This is a genomic window from Gynuella sp., assembly GCF_050297175.1.
Lineage (GTDB): Bacteria > Pseudomonadota > Gammaproteobacteria > Pseudomonadales > Natronospirillaceae > Gynuella.
The window spans coordinates 198,341-214,086 of record NZ_JBNKSF010000039.1 but is presented as its reverse complement, the minus strand read 5'-3'; the positions used below and the strand labels follow the sequence as shown (position 1 = coordinate 214,086).

General features: G+C 48.6%; 11 protein-coding genes. 6 read left to right on the top strand and 5 right to left on the bottom strand.

Annotation, left to right across the window (positions count from 1 at the left end; translation table 11 throughout):
• The first annotated feature begins 67 nt into the window (after nucleotides 1-67).
• The gene (locus ACQY6I_RS17055) at nucleotides 68-1,144 is read left to right on the top strand and encodes a quinone oxidoreductase family protein (RefSeq protein ID WP_428242705.1); all 1,077 of its coding nucleotides are present in this window, start codon (nucleotides 68-70) and stop codon (nucleotides 1,142-1,144) included.
• 158 nt (nucleotides 1,145-1,302) lie between these two features.
• On the opposite strand, the gene ACQY6I_RS17050 is transcribed toward ACQY6I_RS17055, so the two are convergent.
• Nucleotides 1,303-2,889: a methyl-accepting chemotaxis protein gene (locus ACQY6I_RS17050; protein WP_428242704.1), complete on the bottom strand. Its 1,587-nt coding sequence runs from the start codon at nucleotides 2,887-2,889 to the stop codon at nucleotides 1,303-1,305.
• A 980-nt stretch (nucleotides 2,890-3,869) separates the two neighbouring features.
• Between ACQY6I_RS17050 and ACQY6I_RS17045 the strand changes: the two genes are divergently transcribed.
• Entirely contained in the window at nucleotides 3,870-4,238 is a 369-nt protein-coding gene (locus ACQY6I_RS17045; RefSeq protein WP_428242703.1) for a hypothetical protein, read from the top strand.
• Between the two features lie 349 nt (nucleotides 4,239-4,587).
• Here ACQY6I_RS17045 and ACQY6I_RS17040 read toward each other — a convergent pair whose 3' ends face one another.
• Nucleotides 4,588-5,394: an AraC family transcriptional regulator gene (locus ACQY6I_RS17040; RefSeq protein ID WP_428242702.1), complete on the bottom strand. Its 807-nt coding sequence runs from the start codon at nucleotides 5,392-5,394 to the stop codon at nucleotides 4,588-4,590.
• A gap of 70 nt (nucleotides 5,395-5,464) precedes the next feature.
• On the opposite strand from ACQY6I_RS17040, the gene ACQY6I_RS17035 reads away from it, so the two are divergent.
• The 3 genes from ACQY6I_RS17035 (at nucleotide 5,465) to ACQY6I_RS17025 (ending at nucleotide 10,100) form a co-directional block, all read left to right on the top strand.
• The gene (locus ACQY6I_RS17035) at nucleotides 5,465-6,232 is read left to right on the top strand and encodes a class I SAM-dependent methyltransferase (RefSeq protein ID WP_428242701.1); all 768 of its coding nucleotides are present in this window, start codon (nucleotides 5,465-5,467) and stop codon (nucleotides 6,230-6,232) included.
• Between the two features lie 884 nt (nucleotides 6,233-7,116).
• Entirely contained in the window at nucleotides 7,117-8,976 is a 1,860-nt protein-coding gene (locus tag ACQY6I_RS17030) for an Ig-like domain-containing protein (protein ID WP_428242700.1), read from the top strand.
• A gap of 116 nt (nucleotides 8,977-9,092) precedes the next feature.
• Nucleotides 9,093-10,100 carry a hypothetical protein gene (locus ACQY6I_RS17025; protein ID WP_428242699.1) on the top strand — a complete coding sequence of 336 codons (1,008 nt, stop codon included), beginning with the start codon at nucleotides 9,093-9,095 and terminating at the stop codon, nucleotides 10,098-10,100.
• A gap of 33 nt (nucleotides 10,101-10,133) precedes the next feature.
• Here the strand turns inward: ACQY6I_RS17025 and ACQY6I_RS17020 are convergent, their stop codons facing one another.
• On the bottom strand, nucleotides 10,134-10,616 hold the full coding sequence (locus tag ACQY6I_RS17020; RefSeq protein WP_428242698.1) for a MarR family winged helix-turn-helix transcriptional regulator: 483 nt from the start codon (nucleotides 10,614-10,616) through the stop codon (nucleotides 10,134-10,136).
• Between the two features lie 85 nt (nucleotides 10,617-10,701).
• On the opposite strand from ACQY6I_RS17020, the gene ACQY6I_RS17015 reads away from it, so the two are divergent.
• Nucleotides 10,702-12,339 carry an MFS transporter gene (locus ACQY6I_RS17015; RefSeq protein WP_428242697.1) on the top strand — a complete coding sequence of 546 codons (1,638 nt, stop codon included), beginning with the start codon at nucleotides 10,702-10,704 and terminating at the stop codon, nucleotides 12,337-12,339.
• A 99-nt stretch (nucleotides 12,340-12,438) separates the two neighbouring features.
• Here the strand turns inward: ACQY6I_RS17015 and ACQY6I_RS17010 are convergent, their stop codons facing one another.
• Both ACQY6I_RS17010 and ACQY6I_RS17005 read right to left on the bottom strand, forming a co-directional pair.
• The gene (locus ACQY6I_RS17010) at nucleotides 12,439-13,407 is read right to left on the bottom strand and encodes an NAD(P)-dependent oxidoreductase (protein WP_428242696.1); all 969 of its coding nucleotides are present in this window, start codon (nucleotides 13,405-13,407) and stop codon (nucleotides 12,439-12,441) included.
• On the bottom strand, nucleotides 13,404-14,888 hold the full coding sequence (locus tag ACQY6I_RS17005) for a methyltransferase domain-containing protein (protein ID WP_428242695.1): 1,485 nt from the start codon (nucleotides 14,886-14,888) through the stop codon (nucleotides 13,404-13,406). The genes ACQY6I_RS17010 and ACQY6I_RS17005 overlap by 4 nt, the downstream gene beginning before the upstream one ends.
• Between the last annotated feature and the right edge of the window lie 858 nt (nucleotides 14,889-15,746).

The window sequence follows — 15,746 nt, the reverse complement described above, 5'->3', positions numbered from 1 at the left end:
CCAGGATAAGTTTATCGCTGAACGAGTATTGATTTGCTCCGTAGTATCGCTCAAAAAGGAGGTCAATATGAAAGCAGCTGTACTGAAAACGATCGGTCATTCTCTTGAGGTTATGGAGTGGCCGGATCCGCAATTGGGTACCGGAGAGGTGTTGGTGGAGGTAGGTTATGCGCCGGTATTGCCTTATACGAAAGATGTTATTACCGGTAAAAGACAATATTTACTGGAGCCTCCGTTGGTTCTTGGTGCAGGCGCTGTTGGGCGGGTTTTGCAAGTCGGTCCCGATGCCACTGTTCTGAAGCCGGGGGATTGGGTGCTCTGCGATGCGACTGTACGTGCGCGTGATAATCCTCTCTTCCCGGATATCACCCTGCAGGGGTGGAGTGCCCGGGGCGAGGGTGGGCTGGTACTCCAGAGGTACTTTCGTGACGGTTCTTTCGCGGAGAAAATCCGGGTTCCAACAGAATGTGTCGTCCCCCTCGGGGAGGTCGATGCATCATTTGCCCCGTACTGGTGTGCAATGGGAACGTTGTTGGTGCCGTTTGGCGGGTTAGTTGCTGGTCATTTGCAGCCCGGTGAAACGGTACTGATCAGTGGGGCAACGGGAAATTTTGGCAGCTCAGCGGTTGCGGTGGCACTCGCCATGGGGGCAGGAGCGGTTGTCACGCCGGGACGGAATGTGAAAATGTTGGATGAGCTGGTTCGCCGGTTCGGGGCCAGAATCAAACCTGTGGTGCTGACCGGGGACGCGATTACGGATCAGGAAGCCATGCGGTCAGTAGCGGGGCCTGTCGATCTGGTTTTGGATATTCTCCCGCCATCGGTGTCGAGTGAGGTCTCCAGGAATGCGCTGCTGGCTGTTCGACCTTATGGTCGAGTGGTGCTGATGGGAGGAGTGGGGATGCTCGGAGGACCGGAGTTGGAATTGCCCTATCCATGGATCATGCGAAACAATATCACCATCCGTGGTACCTGGATGTACAGCTCCGATACCCCTGTGAAACTGGTACGACTGGTTAAATCCGGTCTACTCAATCTTCAGCAATGGCGTGTGACAAAATTTCCGCTCAATCAAATAGACGCCGCACTCCACTTCGCAGCTGTTGATCAGGAGCCCTTCACCCTTACCGTTGTTGAACCCTGATTGATCGATGAGCAGGCTCCTTGTTAATGCGCCGTGATGCGCACAGCGGTGGCACTAATCGTTTGAATATTTGATTTTATTGGGTTTCCCCCTGGCTCAGGCCAGGGGGCGATTTATGTTAGCGGAATCTGTGTGAGCAGATCCAAAGATGCCTTTACTCAGTTCGTTTTAAAGTAGCTCATCCCTTCTTTTAACTCGTGCGCCAGGTCATCGAGCCCGGAAACCGTTTTATTGCAGAGAGAAATGGAATGGGCTGTACTCTGTACCATTTCAGAAATTTTCTCAATGTGTTGCGCAAGTTCTTCTGAAGCCAGTTTTTGCTCGGATGTGGCAATGGATACGTCTCGCACCATTGTCAGCGTTTCTCCTGAGCTGTTTTGAATGTCAGTGAGCATATTGTTGACTTCGGTTGAGCTTTCAACACTCTTTTGGACTTTCGGCAATAACGATTGCATGGCAGTGGCCACGGAATTGGTTTCACTTTGAATCACATTAATGGTTTCGGTGATTTCAGCCGTAGCTGTGGCGGTACGAGACGCCAGAGTACGTACTTCATCTGCAACCACGGCGAATCCCCGACCCTGTTCTCCCGCTCGTGCCGCTTCAATTGCAGCGTTCAGTGCCAATAAGTTTGTTTGTTCGGCAATATCGCTGATAACTTTCACCACACTGCCAACTTCGTTTGAACGCTCTTGCAGGCTGTTGAAATCCTTGATCGAATCATTAATTAAGCCTGAAATATCGTTAGTGATTGCACTGGAGTTTTTAACTAACAGTTCGCCTTTTCGACAAAGCTCTGAAGAGATTTCTGAATTTTTTTCGGTTTGTTTCGTATTTTCTGAAATCCCATCAATACTGGTTGTAAACTCCTGAATGGCCGCCGCTGTCGATTGGGAAGCCGCGGAAGATTCATTCGAGGCAGAGCTGATTAATGAAAACTGGTTGGATAACTCGGAACTGGCATTTTTCAGTTGAAGGGTACCGCGTGAAATATTTTCCATAATGTTTTTCAGAGAGTTTTGCATGCTCTGAATAGTGCCAAGCAGGCTGTCCTTATGGTATTGACCTTTTATTTCCTGCGTTAAATCGCCTTCGGCTATTTTTTGAGTAACGGACAAGGCGTAATTAAGCTCGCCACCTAATTTTTTTAACAGGTTTTTGATCATCCATATACATATAGAGACAACCAGCAGCAGCGTAATAACAATCGTAATAATAAATCCAGTTGCTACATTCCAGAAAGTACTGTTCAAATCATCCATGTATGCGCCAATCCCTATAACCCAGTTCCACTCGGGTATTAACGTGGTTCCGTTAATCTTATAGATTTTCGCATCTGTTCCTGGTTTCGCATTGGTTGCTACAACATAGGCAAACTCTTTAGATGCCAGTTCCTTCATATGTTCTGAATAGGAACTCTGAAAGGTGCCAACTTTGCCTGCATTTGGATGTACCCGAGCTATCGCATGATTATCATTTGCCCAAATATAACTGGCTCCTTCACGCATACCTGAAAGCACTTCTACAACGCGAGCTTCTGCTTCTTCTCTTGTTAAAACACCGGATTTTGCCTGGTCTACATATATTTTTGCCTGGTTACGGGCGAAGGTCAGAGTGGTTTTAATTTCGTGCTTAGCCTGATCAATCAAGCTATTTCTTAAAGACATCAAGCCGTAACTACCTAAAAGACAAAATCCGAGTACGACAATCACGACGATTAGGCCGAGTTGATGAGACGCTTTCATTACACCTCCAATGCAGAAGGCTCGTGAAAACGAGCCATTCCAGTGTGTTACAATCACTATTCGAAAATACAGAATTTAAGTGTAGACAAAGAATTTTCTTTCGCTAAGACAGCAATTAAAAATATACCAAGTCGGTCACAATCCAGCCATAAATGATCTATTTAGAGATTATAATAACACCACCCAGTTTTTCAGATATAGAGAGTTATGCTGTGAAATTTTTTCCGATATGCATTGTTATCTTTGGCTGATATGAAAAAAACCTTGAGTAGTCTATTTTGCATCTGCTGGCAGCCGTTTCCGAGGTTGTGTTATTGACCGGAAACCCACCGACAGGCCGCATTAATGCGGCCTTAGAATGCAGGGACTACCCATTAACAACGTGGCGGCCATAGGTGCCGGGCCCATTATTCTGCTGACCTCGATCAAAGCATGAAGCAATGGCCATGGTCAGGAGATGCTCCAGGCCATGAAGAGTCGATTTTGTCGGTATGTCATAACACTCAATTCGATGATGGATAAGCGAAAACGAAGATAAAAAAGCTGCCTGAAACATTGGATGAAAAGCATGACCGTTCAGATTGAACGTTAAATGCGGGCTATTGCCAAGCAAAGTATCATTCTAATAGCGGTCAAGTTCGTTCCCTTTGTTTCAAAAAAATAGAAACCGATTGTATAGCTGGTGTGCATTTGCCAATTTGATGGGCTTGAAATCGTTGCATCGATAGGGACAGTGTGTCCGGACTCAATAAATGGGTTGTCATTTTTGCCGTGTTTGTCGTGTGATAGGGCAAGTCTGCGGAAAATTTAGTCTTTCTTCAGTTATTTTAGCGAATGATTATGCTCGGGATTTTGAGGCGTTAACGATGCCTATTTCAAAAACAAAACAGGTTATAGTCGATACTTTCAAAAAATAAATGACCGAGTTGATTTGAAGGCAGTAAAATGTCTCTGTTTTATCAGGTTTAATCAGAAAAATTATGAAGCTTATTTATCAATCCAGTGACAAGCAGGCAGTAGAAGCATCCCGGCTATTGCTTGAATCCAGAGGAATTCCCGTTCATATCAGCAATGACGATACCAACAGAAATCTGTCGTATATGTCGGTGGCGGTGCAAGTAGGGATTTGGGTGGTATTTGACGATCAATATCTGGATGCTGTGGCATTGCTGAAGGATGATGCTCATGATGTGGCAAACCCAAGAGATGTGGATGAGTATCGTACGTCTTTGAATAACGCCGAGACAGAAATGAGAAAGTCTGGTTTTGACCGGGTGATGCTCGGTTTTATGTTATTACTCATTGCCGGCATAGTGACTTATTTTGTCTCCAAAATAACCCATTCATAGGGGAGGTTTGGTTTCTCATTATACCTGGCTGATCAGTGTTTGGACTGCGTTTCAATGAAACTTCTGTTGCTATTTTGGTTTTGCTTTAACCGCATGTGACTATGGTGTTGGTTGGAAGGAGGATAAGTATCTGGTCATATGGATAGATAGGGAATCTCTGAAAAATGGCCTGTTTTCACTCAGGGCGTTGTCAGCCCCCGTCTCACATTCTCACTGACACCCGTAAATTGCGTTGTTGCGAGTGGCGCTTCCTCGCCTGCATCAAAACTATTGCTATTTTTCAGAGGCACCATAGCGCGGGCAGCTGGATTACACAGTGGTGCTCCTGTAACCCGGCTGGGGTTATGGATCAGGCTTTGATAACTGACATATACTCCAAAGGCGATTTCCCCATAATTTTCTTGAACGCGGCGATGAATGCACTGGGCGAACTGTATCCTAATTCCAGTGCAATATAGGTAACTGATTTGCCATCATGCAGTTTTTCCAGTGCATATAGTAGTCGCGCCTGTATCCGCCATTCACTAAAGGTCATATTCACTTCTTTCTGGAACAGTCGGGCCAGGGTTCTGGGAGTGGTATGGATCATGGCAGACCAATGTTCCACGTTATGGTGGTTGGCTGGGTCATTAAAAACAGCCTGCATGATGATTGCCAGTTGCGGATGGTTGGACCACGGCAGTGCCAAGGGGGCGCGCTTGAGTCCGGACAGTTCATCGATAACCACGGTCATCAGCCGGTATTCCTTACCATCGGAACGATAGTCTGTGCCAATCTGCATGCTTCGCTGTATCAGTTCCTGTGCCAGGGGCGTTACATTTACGACGCACTGGGTTTTTGGGAAATGATCGGTCCAGTCCGGATCAATAAACAGGTTGGCGATGTGCACCGCTCCCAGGAAAAATAATTCATGCTGGTGATTGGGTGGGCACCAGAATGCTTGAGAGGTTGGCAGTAGATAAATTCCCTTGTCTGTCACAACCCGGGTAATTCCCTGACTTGAATAGATAAACTGTCCTCTTGGATGTGAGTGTGGCGCTGAGCACATGGCATTTTGTGTTATTTGCCAATAGGGCAGTACCGGTCGTTGAGGGTCGATAATGTGGCCGGGGATAACGGGATCAATCTTTGTCAGAAAATCATTATGTATTGTCATAATGTCGAAAGTCGGTCAGATGTGGTTGGAGAATAATGGATCCTCTTCTTTAACTCAACGGGATCAAATCATGTCCAGACATACCGATCACAATAGTAATGTGGTGTCGCAGTTTACCAGGCAAGCCATACCTTTCACTCAGTTAGCGGGGCATATGGATGCATTGGAGCTGTTGGTTGAGCTCTCGCAGGCAGATGCCGACAGTCAGGTGCTGGATGTGGCATCCGGCCCTGGCTTGGTAGCGGCGGCTTTCGCGGCTGTTGCCGGTCATGTGGAATGTCTGGATCTGACCCCAGCCATGCTGACACAGGCACGTAATCATGCAGCGGAAAATAATTTATCCAACCTGTCTTTCCAGCAGGGTGATGCGATGCAATTGCCTTACGAAGATGGTTGCTTTGATGTCGTTGTGACTCGTTACAGTTTCCATCACTTTCTTGAGCCTGATCGGGTATTGGCAGAAATGATCCGGGTCTGTAAGTCTGGAGGTCGTGTGGTGGTTGCGGATGTGTCGATTGAGCCTTCGGTGTCAGAGCGATTCAACGCCATTGAACGTATGCGCGATTCGTCTCACGTGTGTGCGTTGTCATCAGAGGTCTTGGATCAGTTGTTTTTGCAGAAAGCATTTAGCCGTTGTACAAAATCCTGTTATACCGTCAACGTTGAGTTGGAACAGCAGTTGTCGGTGTCCTTTCCCAAACATGGTGATGAAGAAAAAATAAGGGAACTGATTCGTCAGGATATCGACATCAATCGAACCGGATTCAACCCCCGACTGATTGATGGCAAAGTGTATTATTCTTATCCCATCTCGGTTTATTCCGGTGTCAGAATCTGAGTCACTTGGCTGATATTCATGTTCGCTCATATAGCTCATTCTGAAGCCACCATGCGGCCCGCCTGGGTACCAGGCTTTTGTCTGACCGATCAGCGGTCTGAATGTTGCTGAAGATAAGATTATTTGGCACTGACTGATAAATACTGCCAGAGTGGCAGAGGATTAAGTCCAGCATTTATGAATCCATATAAACTGTTCACCTGGCCATCATTAAACGTCAGTGGTTATCATGAATATAATCGTTATCAGGATTGCAGCAGGTATGGCGTTATCATAAACGGCGTATATCTGTCTGACTGGGTGAGCGATATTCAGTGATGAAGGCGAGTGGGGGCACACAATGATAAAACGAAAGTCTATGTTGACCCTGCTTTTCTGACTCTGAGCATGGCTGTAAAATTGTTAGCGTAGAGGCATTGTCGAATCGGTAAGTTGCTGAAAATACAGCATGGTAACTGTTTCGGTCTGGCGTGCCACTGACGGGTTTTTAAGATAACAAGGCAAACATGTATTCTAAAGGGCCTCTGAAAAATAGGCCATTTTTCAGATGGTTCCCTAACTCCAATAAATATATATGTATAAGATTTTCTCAATCGGGATGACCTGATGCGGTATGGTGTCTACACTGGAATTTATAAGTTTGCTAAATAACACATTAGCGTAACTGCTAGTCACCTCAATAGTGTGAATGACGATGACATTCTGATGGGAAAGTTCGCTGACAAAATCTCCACCGGATAGATGTAGTGCGGTGGCTGAGTTTCATAAACCATACCTGGCCTGAACGTTTATAGCCGCTGGGGTTGGCACTCATTCAGCACAGTCAGTTTCATCGGGCAGAGCTGATAGTCCTGCTAATGCTTGCGCAAAAAAAGGAAGGCATCATGACCAAGAAATCCATTGTTATACTGGCGTTATCTGGGCTGGCAACTACTGCCCAGGCTGAATTTCCAATATGGTTCTCCATTGATGGAGGCTATGCCCGGCCGCTGACGAAGGACAACTATCAGAATCAGATTGATGATGCCGGCCTGGATGCATCGTTGTCGGGAACCGCCGATTGGCGCGGCAGTTTGCGTGTTGGCGTGGGTGTTGACCTTGATCAGTGGTTGCCGGTTGCCCATCCCTGGAGCATTGCCACTCAGGTGGAATATCTGACCCTGGGAGAGGTGGATGTTGATTATTCGGGTAACTTTCTCGATGCCGCCAGCTTTTATGATGAACTTGAAGAGATTCACCCTGAAAGTATTAAAGATGGAATTGCCCTGAGTGTACTGGGCAGATGGCGGGGATTTAATGGCGCACTTGAGCCGGTGAGTCTGGGTGCACGTGCTGGTGTGACCGGCTGGCGTCAGCATTATACCCTGAGAGATGATAATGGTAACAAAGTGGGCAGTGACAAGCGTTTTGGTGTGGCGCCTACGGCCGGTCTGGAAACCACCTATGAAATCAACTCTCACTTGACCGCACGCTTGGGTTGGAATGTGTACTGGATGGACCGTGAAAGTGCACAATTGGTGTCGGCGGGTCTGGAATTCCGGCCCATGGGGCTGACCAAACCCGGTCAGTGGGATTTGACACCGGCACAAATGGCCGATGAATTTACTGTTGCCCAGGGAACAAACGATGTTTCTCTGGATGTGTTGGCCAATGATGCCGATCAGGGACAAGCCCTGAAGATTACCAATGTCACACCGGCTGCCAATGGTCATAGCACCATCAGTCCGGATCGGAAATCAATCATCTACCGCCAGCGCGGCGGCACCTTTTCTGAAGACAGTTTTAGTTACTGGTTTTCTTCTGGTCGCCATGAATACGGTCCGGTATCGGTCACCGTGCACGTGGATTTGCCGGAACCCGTTGGTGAGGATGATCACTATCAGGTTGAGCAGAATGAACAGCGGGTGCTGAAAGTGCTGGTCAATGATCATGATCCTAACAAGCTGCCCCTGACCATTACCCGGTTACAGCTGGCCAGTAACAGTGTCAGTACGGCCACCACTGATGGCAAAACCATTCTCTATCAACAGGCCGGCAAAAAAGACAAAGACCTGCTGGTGTACTGGTTGAGCAATGGCAGTCATGAAGTTGGACCGGTACGGGTGGAAATGGATGTGCGTATTCCTATTCCCAAAGGCATCAGTGATGCTTTTTCAGTGCCTCAAGGTAATAGCATGGTGTTGGATGTGTTGGCCAACGATGTCAACTATGGCGAAGCGCCGCTGGTGATCAGCCGGATTACGGCAGCTGATCGTGGTCAGCTGGAGCTTAAGGATGGCATTCTGACCTATCAGCATGATGGCAGTGTGAATGCACGTGACCGGTTTCAATACTGGATGACAGATGGTCGCGAGGAAGTTGGACCCATCGATGTGCAGATCACGGTGACGGATCGTTCCATGAGTAACGCACAAACGCTGTTTATTTATTTTGCGTCGAATAAATCGGAGGTGGCTGGTGACTATTTACCGGAATTGACCTTGTTTGCCGATCAGTTCAAGGCCGATCCGGATCTGAAATTTGTCATATATGGTTATACCGATAACGTAGGTTCCGATGCCGTTAATAACTCTCTGAGCCTTAAACGCGCAGAGACTATTAAAAATTATCTGGTTAACATTTTGAATATGAACCCCAATCAGTTGAGTACAGTAGGGATGGGCAAGAAAGATCCACTTGTCTCCAATGACACAGCCGAAGGTCGTGCCAAAAACCGTCGGGTGGAAATCCGCATGGCGCCGTAAGTGTGTCGTGAAGGCATCCGGATCATCACTGTTATGGGGTGCTATTGGACGATCCTCAGATCGGTCAGGACGATCCATCTGAGGGTTTGATTTTTGTGCAGGGATATCACTGAGTGATGAGTATTTATTGGCAGGACCTGGAGGGTGAAGACGGTCTCGGCCTGCAGGTTCAGATTCAGACAGACCCGTCGGTTAAGCCGGGTATGTATCTTCAGTCTGGTGGCAACAGTCGTATCCGGCTGGTTACCGGCGGCAGTATCCGCTTTTGGGCAACCCCCGTTCGGGATTATGGTGGCGTATGGGTGATCAAACCGTTTGCTGACTGGTCGGTTTCTGAAATGCCGATATCACCCATTCGTTCGCAGGATATTGAAGCAAGACAGCATCTGTCAGGCCTTGAACAAGTCCGCGCGTGGATCCGATTTTATGTTGATCAATTGAGCCACAGTCAAGCTGGGTTCTTATATGCGGGTCGGTGGTTATTTACCCATCAACAGAGGCAACACGGTCTTGTTGACTGGGTTTCCCGAGCTGATCTGCGATCCGGTCAACGTTCGCGGCTGGCTGGACCGATGGTCTCCGATCTGAAACCGGCCACTTCCACAGACCCTGTCTGCTGGCTGGACTGGTGGTTCAGTGGCAGTGGGGATCTTGTCAATCTTAAACCGCCTGAGACGGATTCCGGACGCCTGAAATGGTGGCGAAAAAAAGTTCGTGCAGGAGAGGCTCCGCCAATATTGGTCTGGTATCTCAACTGTCTCGATGCTTTTGTGCTGGTCGATGGGCACTGCCGCTTGCAGGCCTGTATGCTGGAAAATGTCCCGCCGGATCTGATCGTAGCGCGCTCGGTGTTGGAAATACCCATCACACCTGATCCTCTGACACAGTCACGCATTGTGGCTTCTCTGAGTCGGCAGAAAGACCGCCCCGGTCGTAAACCCATGTCCGTCGATGCTCTGAACGGAGTATTGATTTCAGCCTTTGATAACCGGCCGCTGATACAGACTGTCAGTCGCAGTTGGGCTACCCTGACGGAATCATCCTGGGTGTCTGAAGTCAGTAATTTTCTGACTGTCAGTGGTCATACAGATATCATTACCCGAGTGATTAATCGGGAAGATTGAATGGCTAACTGGGCTACTGTTTAGGCCGGCCATTCAATCATCTTCATCTCTGACATGATCGGCCAGGGCCCGGTTCAGTCGACCGGTCAGCCGTGATAGCGACTGCAGATCCGCGGTTGGCCAGTCTCCCAGATTGTGGCTCAGGCGCTCAATGCGTAACCGGTTCATGTCCTCCGCCAGACTGGCACCCAGTTCGGTGCGCTGCACCAGGGTGCTGCGGCGGTCAGCCGGGTTGGGAATTTTGATCAGCAGCCGCTGTTTTTCCATGGCTTTAATCTGACGCGTGACGGTGGAGTTATCCAGCATCAGGCGTTCTGCCAGCTCACCAATGCTCAATGGTTCTTGGCGCAACTGCAGTAACAACAGGTAATGCGCCCGTTCCAGTGGGTAGTTGCGTCGTCGTGATACTGCCTCAAGAATTCTGACCAGAGTGGCCAGTTCATATTCCAGCTGCGAGATGCTTGCTGTCTGATTGTTTGCCACGGTCTGGCCTCTGTATAGGGGATCATGATGCATATTGTTTCATAAATTATCTGGCATTTTATCTGTATGATACAGATAATAATTCACAAAATGTATCGTTTGTGAATATGGAGCGTATATGAGTGAGGTGAACACCCCGTTTTATCACCAGCCCCGTGCCGTCTGGGCAACGGCTTTTGCCTGTGTGGTGGGATTTATGTCCATTGGTCTGGTAGACCCGATTCTGACGTCTATTGCGGCGGGTCTGAATGCGTCTGCCAGTCAGGTGTCTTTGTTATTCACCAGTTATTTTCTGGTGACGTCTCTGATGATGCTGGTCACAGGGTATGTGTCGAGCCGGCTTGGTGGCCGTAAAACCCTGTTGCTGGGGGCCGCTTTGATCGTAGTGTTTTCAGCGTTGGCAGGTACCTCTACCAGTGTGGCGGAACTGGTGGGGTTTCGTGCCGGCTGGGGATTGGGTAATGCGTTTTTTGTGGTGACGGCCTTGTCGGTAATTGTCGGTGCTTCCCGTGGCGGCAGCATGGCGGCGATCCTGATGTATGAGTCTGCCCTGGGGCTTGGAATTTCGGCAGGGCCGCTGCTCGGCGCCGCATTGGGTGCCTATTCCTGGCGCTACCCTTTTTTCGGCACAGCCACGTTGATGACGATTGGTTTTCTGGCTATCTGGTTATGGTTGCCGGATCAGCCCCGGCCAGCGCAGAAAACCTCTTTGTCGGCCCCCCTCAAGGCGTTGACTCACGGCGGTCTGCTCACGGTATCGGGCAGTGCATTTTTTTACTATTTTGCATTTTTTACCATTCTGGCTTTTGCACCATTTGTGTTGCAAATGTCCGCTCACTCGGTGGGACTGATATTTTTTGGCTGGGGTATTCTGCTGGCGTTGTTTTCTGTGCTGGTGGCTCCACGGTTGCAGGCGCGATTCTCAGCATTGCATATTCTGACCGGTTGTTTGAGCTTATTGGCACTGATATTGGTTGCCATGGCTTTTGGTTCCGTGACAGTAATCGCTACATGTGTGGTGTTATCTGGCGCGGTCATGGGCGTCTGCAATACGATTTATACGGAAATCGCGCTGGAAATCTCAGATGCGCCGCGCCCGGTGGCTTCAGCCGGTTATAATTTTATTCGCTGGTTTGCCGGTGTGGCAGCGCCCTTTTTAGCACCATTGCTGGCAGAGTATTTCGGCGCTTATTTGGCGTTTGTTATTGCTGCGGGTGCGGCGGTGTCGGCATTTGTGATTCTGTGGGTTTATCGTCAGCACCTGCTACGTCCGGAACAACCGGTGAGCGCTACTGCCGGGAATGCCACTGTGGAAGGTTCTACACGACCATTGCTGCTGGCACTATCCGGTCATCAGCCGGCGCATTCTGTGTTGCAACAGACGATTGATATGGCGCGTTTGCAGCGACGTCCGGTAGAGCTGGTTCATATACGTACCTGGGAAGTGGTCGAGACTGAAGCTATCGATGTAGAGAGTCAGGAGCGGGTATGCAAATTGATCGATGATGCGAGTAGGATACTCACACAAGCAGGTGTGAATGTTCGGGTCAGTCTGCTGGAAGCGCCGGCCAATCTGTTGGTGGAGACAATGTTAAAGCTTATGTCCGAACTGAATGTATCGGGTGTTATTCTTGGCCGGCATGATCCGGCTGCACGGAATCATCTTTGGCATGGCAGCCTGGTGGACGCGCTTAATCAAAAAGCCGGTACCGATGTGGAACTGCTTGTGGTTCCGGCGACCCTGCCGCAATCATGAGCAGGTAAGTGCAGACAAGTCGTAAATGACAGGCCGATACTGCGCCATTGCTATCAATCGCATCGTGCCTGCTTTTCTACTCTCTACCGATGACGGGAATCAGGATGAGTTGGTTTTTTGCAGCGTCGATAATGTCCGCTGTACCTGTAAAACAGCGCTATGACAAAGGTTTTCTCGGCTGTCGAGGGTATTGGTGGCAATGTGGGGAAATATCAGGCAGTTGGACATTTGCCGCAACGGATGTTCCGCGGGCAATGGCTCAGGCTCGGTCGTATCTGTCAGCAACATCGCCAGCTGACCCGATGCCAGAACCTCTGTCAGGGCCTGATGGTCACAGATTTCACCACGTGCCACATTCACCAGAATGGTGTGTGGTTTGAGGTTTCGCAGGGTATTTCGATTCAGCAGATGATAGGTTTCCTGGCTGAGAGCACAGCTGAGCAAAATGGCATCTGTGCTGGCCAGCAACGTATCGAGTGGCTGATATTGCGCGGCGAATTGCTGCTCAACGTGAATTTTGCGGGTACGGGAAAAGTAATGGATACGAGCTCCAAATCCGTGTAGCCGTCGACTGATTTCTGTGCCGATCTTTCCCATGCCAACGATCCCGATGGTCATGTCCGACAATGCGCGCCCCTGCAGGTTGCCCATAAAATGCCAGGGTTCATCGTGACCATCGTAAGTATCTTCCTGAATGTGATTGTCCAGCCTGCGAATCCCAATCAGCAACAGTGCTACTGCGTAATCGGCCACTGCATGAGTGGTGACGGCCGGTACGTTGCAAACTTTGACTCCAGCCTGATGACAGGCACGTTTGTCGATGTGATCCGTGCCGTTACTTAAGGTGGCAATGACTTGCAGCTGCTCACCGGCGGCGTCCAGCAAGCGCTGGTTGATTCTGTCTTTGTAGGTACAAACTACCGCATCATAGTGTTCACATTCCAGGCAGTGAAGCAATTCCTGTTCAGTCATTGGACGTGATTGGGAAAAGACGTCAACCTGAAATTCCCGGGACAGGTTTTGTAATATCCGGGCTGGCACCTCGGCGGTAATAAAGATTTTTTTCATGAGTCTGTCCCAGTACTGACAACGATGTTCAACCACTGGTTGTTCTCCGCTGACAGTGAGTAGTCGCAACTGGCATCGACAATGGATTGAGTGGTGGTCAGGGTCACTTCTGTATCGATCAGCGGGATCGGATTGGTGTGCCAGACCCCCGGATTGATAATGACACCATGGCTACCATCGGCAATAAATGCCTTGAAATCCTGAGCTTTGGGGTGATCTCCCGGAGCTGCCAGCACGTACAGCAACGGTACGCCAGGGCAGTAGAACTTTTGTCCGCTTTCAACGTGCTGATTGAACCATTCGATAAAATATCCATGCTGTTCATCCCGATAGGCGATGTTCTCGTAACAATGTTTCAATACTTTATTGCGGGCATGCAGAACCTCTTGCTGCCATGTCATGGTCATATCGTCAGTGCCAAGGGGCGCCAGACCCCGGCCGGTTTCCATTCGCTGCGGATATTTTACCGGCCAGCTGTGTTGTGGGACCGGTGGGTGTTGTTCCTGGGGTTGGTCGTAGGCGTAGAGGGTTCCCAGTTTGTCGAGGTTTTCGCGGGTCAGCGGTTCTGCGGTGATACGGCAGAGGTTGCGACCTTCAATAACAGAGCGAAGGTGTGGGTGCTCTAATCGGGTGGATTTGTTCATCACGAAACTGCCCCAGGAAAAATTTCCCTGAAAAGCAGCATTGACTCTGTCATTTAATGATTGACGGAAATTATCCGCGTATTTGGAAGATACTCCATTTTCGACCAGTCGGTCATAATTTTGATCGATCTGATCGATCATTTTGCGAAAGTTGATCGGCAGATGATGACTGAGGTCTTGATAGCTTAACTGGTAAAAACCGTTCGCCATGCACAACCGGATATAGTCACTTGGACTGGCAAGATCGCGGATGGCGTTACGGTCGCTAAAGGTATGGGTGTCCTGATTTTGCATGCCTTCCATAATGTCGCTGAACACCAGCACACCTCCAGGTTTTAAAACCCGCCAGGCTTCCTTGATCACACTGTCCTTGTGTTCTGCGTGGCAAAAGGCTTCTTCGCTCCAGACCAGATCAAACTGCCCTGACCAATTTTCGGGCAGATGGTCGAAGCTGCATTCTTCTATCTTGATCAAATCATCAATGCCCAGCTCCTGAGCCTGTTTGCGGTTGATTTTGTTTTGTTCCGGACTGATATTCACACAGGTAACTTGGCAACCAAAATGTTCGGCCAGATAATGCGCCGCGCCACCAGTGCCGGAACCGAGATCCAGTACCGATGCCTGGGGCAGGTGAACACCCCGTTGTTGTGCCAGTTCCAGCAAGTGCCGAATGATATTTTCACTGGCAGTTTTCATGGTTTCATTTTCGGATGGATAGATGCCGTAATGGATATTGAATCCACTGTCTCCCATTACCTGCTGGTAAAAGGCTCTCCCTTGTGGCGAATCGTATTGTTCCAGTACCTGTGAGCTGATTTCATGACTAACTTGTTTCATAGTGCCTCCGTAAATGCCGCTGGGGTTGGCAAATAGATGCCGTTACCCAACAGTCGGTGATCATTTCGTTTGCGCTTGAATGCGAGTACGTCTGACGCAGTGTCGTGTGGCAATAGCCTGCGGTGTATTTCTCCACCGAAGCGGATAGAAAAGAAAATGCCTGAGCGAACGCAGATACGTTTTCAAAACCCCGGTTCAGGGGCTGAAACGTATTGAAGAGATTTCATAATAAATCGATTTGATACGCTTGATTATGAAATAGCTTCGGTATCACTGGTCTCAAAATGCGCAGGCAATGTTATGCGAGTAACATGCCATATAGTTAACCCTTTGTTTTCAACAGCTTGTGAAATTATATGCTTTATATTGTGGCAGTCCTATTGCAAAGGCACGAAAACTGAACATATTTTTATGGTTCATTTGAAGGGTTTTATAGATAGTGATGTTGTGGTATTAGATGGTTAATATGCTTTTTATTGAGTGCTTTTTGCGGCCTTTTTCAGGTGCCTCTAAATAATTTTCTAGCGTAGTGTTTTGAATAAAACCTATATTAAAAAAGCATCTCAAGATGTTCACAGCGAGGCGCAGCTCGCAGGCAATGGCACTCCCTTGTCAAGAGCAGGAACGAAGCGGTGGGCATCTTCAGGGCTTCTCGAAGAGTGGGACGCCGTTTGCTGAACTTAATGTAAATTTGCAAAATGAATTCGGCGGCCCATTTAAATATGCGTTTTATTTGAGACACTATACTCGGTCATTACTAATATATAAAAACTCTTCTAAAACTCAGTCAGTTATGACTCAAAAAATTCTGCTGATCATAAATTTCCCCTGACACTGACCATTCTCAATAATATTGTT

Excerpts from the sequence above, each read along its gene's own strand:
- ACQY6I_RS17055 (WP_428242705.1), top strand. The coding sequence starts at position 68 with ATGAAAGCAGCTGTACTGAAAACGATCGGTCATTCTCTTGAGGTTATG.
- ACQY6I_RS17050 (WP_428242704.1), bottom strand. The coding sequence starts at position 2,889 with ATGAAAGCGTCTCATCAACTCGGCCTAATCGTCGTGATTGTCGTACTC.
- ACQY6I_RS17045 (WP_428242703.1), top strand. The coding sequence starts at position 3,870 with ATGAAGCTTATTTATCAATCCAGTGACAAGCAGGCAGTAGAAGCATCC.
- ACQY6I_RS17040 (WP_428242702.1), bottom strand. The coding sequence starts at position 5,394 with ATGACAATACATAATGATTTTCTGACAAAGATTGATCCCGTTATCCCC.
- ACQY6I_RS17035 (WP_428242701.1), top strand. The coding sequence starts at position 5,465 with ATGTCCAGACATACCGATCACAATAGTAATGTGGTGTCGCAGTTTACC.
- ACQY6I_RS17030 (WP_428242700.1), top strand. The coding sequence starts at position 7,117 with ATGACCAAGAAATCCATTGTTATACTGGCGTTATCTGGGCTGGCAACT.
- ACQY6I_RS17025 (WP_428242699.1), top strand. The coding sequence starts at position 9,093 with ATGAGTATTTATTGGCAGGACCTGGAGGGTGAAGACGGTCTCGGCCTG.
- ACQY6I_RS17020 (WP_428242698.1), bottom strand. The coding sequence starts at position 10,616 with ATGCATCATGATCCCCTATACAGAGGCCAGACCGTGGCAAACAATCAG.
- ACQY6I_RS17015 (WP_428242697.1), top strand. The coding sequence starts at position 10,702 with ATGAGTGAGGTGAACACCCCGTTTTATCACCAGCCCCGTGCCGTCTGG.
- ACQY6I_RS17010 (WP_428242696.1), bottom strand. The coding sequence starts at position 13,407 with ATGAAAAAAATCTTTATTACCGCCGAGGTGCCAGCCCGGATATTACAA.
- ACQY6I_RS17005 (WP_428242695.1), bottom strand. The coding sequence starts at position 14,888 with ATGAAACAAGTTAGTCATGAAATCAGCTCACAGGTACTGGAACAATAC.